At 37.8% G+C, this 2,460-nt stretch carries 1 protein-coding gene; it reads left to right on the top strand.

Annotated elements, in window-relative coordinates:
- Nucleotides 1–847: 847 nt before the first annotated feature.
- Nucleotides 848–2,460: AAA family ATPase (locus QZU45_RS12120; RefSeq protein WP_295355656.1), on the top strand; the 1,613-nt coding region annotated here is incomplete at its 3' end.

The raw sequence follows: 2,460 nt of genomic DNA on the forward strand, positions 1-2,460 counted from the left end.
ATTTGATTTCAACATTGTTTAAAGTCTGTGAAGAAACGGCACCGGTAAAAACAAGGCATAACGCTGCCGCCAGATTTAATAGGATTTTTCTTATTCCTGACATAAACATCTCTTACTGATTCCCATAAGGGATTAAAAATAAAAAGATGGGTGCGGTAATGTTTTGTGTACTCATTATGTTCTGAAAGGAATTGTTATTAGAATAAATTCCGCACCCACGAAAAGTTTGTGCGGGTATTATGAGGGCAAAAAAAATTGCCTTACACGTAAGGGGGTCATTTTTTACCCACTTACGTGTAAAGGACTATTTATCTTCTTGATTTGTAAAGTAATAAAAATATTAAAAAAATGTGTTCCGCTGGAAAGGCCAAATCAGTTTATGGCCAATATATTTTTCAAAATACACTATCGATTTCAGATTCATAAACAATGCAGAATTTCATCAAAGAAACCTGATATCTCTCTGATGTGATCCCTTAAGACTGATTTGTCCTCCTTTACCTTATTCTGTATTGAATTTTTTAGTCTTATTATGTCAAATCAGGTTTTAAGCCACATGAATGAAATGGCCTTAAATCTGGTCCTGTTTGCAAAGTTAGAGATCATGGCAATTGTAAATACCTACGTTAAAATGCAGCAGTCTGTACATTCTAACTTACGCGGTTCGCAAGTTTCACTCATAATAAAGCTCAGTTTCTTGGTTCGAACAAGATACCAGAAGATCTCCCCACTTTAGACTTTCTTCCCATCTCCCCACCTCCCACTCCAGAGCTCTTTACTCCAAAACCTACAGCTCGATCTCATATCTGCTATAATGAAGACAGCAAAGGTTTAAGGATACAGCTTTATGTCAGAGAGTACAGTCAAATTACTTAATAATCCTTATGGACAGGTTACATTTAATTTATTCCGTCAGGAAGAACAGGCCTTTGTTGATAAGAGTCTCTCCATTAAATATCTGGATGATAATGGTACAAGTAAATATCCAGTCCTCCTGCGTCCCCGTCGTTTTGGCAAGTCTACCTTTGTGCAGATGCTCAAGTGTTTTTACGACATTTCCTATCAGGACAGGTATGAGGAGCTGTTTTCTGGCACCAGGATTTATGATCTCAATCTCCCAACTCACAACAGCTATCATGTAATCAATTTCGATTTTTCCGCAGTTTCAACAGGGGATCTGAATAAGCTTTTAACCAGTTTTTTTGTTGCTGTTTCTCGTGGAATTGATGACTTTATTTTAAGATATCCTGACTTTGTTTTTGATTATTCTAAGCTTGATGAAACCGATCCTGCCACATTGTTTACAAAATTTTCTATGGCCTATAGAAAATTCTCAAAAAGCCAGAATCTCTATGTCATGATTGATGAGTATGATCATTTTGCCAATGAAATCTTATCTAAGGATTTAGAGTTATTCTTAAAAATAACCAGTAAGGATGGGGTTCTTAAGACTTTTTATGCTACAATAAAATCCCTAACCACCGATACTATTGCCAAGACCTTTATAACAGGAGTCTCCTCTGTTTCCTTAGATTCACTAACCTCAGGCTTTAATATTGCAAGTAATGTTACTGATCTGGACTGCTTTAATGAGTACGCAGGTTTTACCGAGGATGAACTGGATATTCTCATCCCTAAGCTTGTGGATGTAGAGAAGCTAGGAGTAACCACAAAAGAAATCATTGAGAGAATGAAACCCGTCTATGACGGCTACTGTTTTTCAGCTGAAGCTGATAAGACAGTCTACAATTCCTCCATGTGTCTTTACTACCTTAACAAAGTCCGTCAGAAAGGAGTATTCCTCAATCCAGAGGATTATCTTGATCCTGCCTGCGATCAGGACGGCTACAAGCTTGAGCAGTTGTTTGGGCTTGCAGATAAAGACACAGTTGATAAGATCATTGACAGATACCTTCAGGGAGAGCCTTTTAATCTTCTGAAGCTCTCTGAGAATATCAATCTCAATCAGGTAAGGAAATACTCTCGAGAACAGCTTTTATCCATGCTCTACTATCTTGGTTATCTGACCCTAAACAGGAATTCAACCTTAGATAGCGGTATTTCTCTGGTGATCCCAAATCAGTTCATGTCAAAGCTTTTTGCCAACTGCACTATCGAGTTCAGATTCAGAAACAATGCTGTATTCTCCTCACAGAAACTTGATATTTCTTCTCTAATGGCCGTTGAGGATGACTTATCCTCATTTGCCTCATCCTGTACTGAATTTTTAAGTCTGATTATGTCAAATCAGGTACTGGTGCATATGAAGGAAATGGCCTTAAATCTGGTTCTGTACGCCAAGCTTGAAGAACTTTCCAAGGATGATTTTGAGGTAAGACTGCAGAAATCCCTAAGAGTCGTAGGAGAGGGAGAGAAATTTGCAGATCTGGTTGTAACTGTAAACAAAGGTACTAGCAATGAGTGCATCTACCTGATTGAGCTTAAATATCTTACCAGAAC

The sequence above is a fragment of the uncultured Succinivibrio sp. genome, assembly GCF_902756765.1.
In the GTDB taxonomy this organism is placed as follows: Bacteria; Pseudomonadota; Gammaproteobacteria; order Enterobacterales; family Succinivibrionaceae; genus Succinivibrio.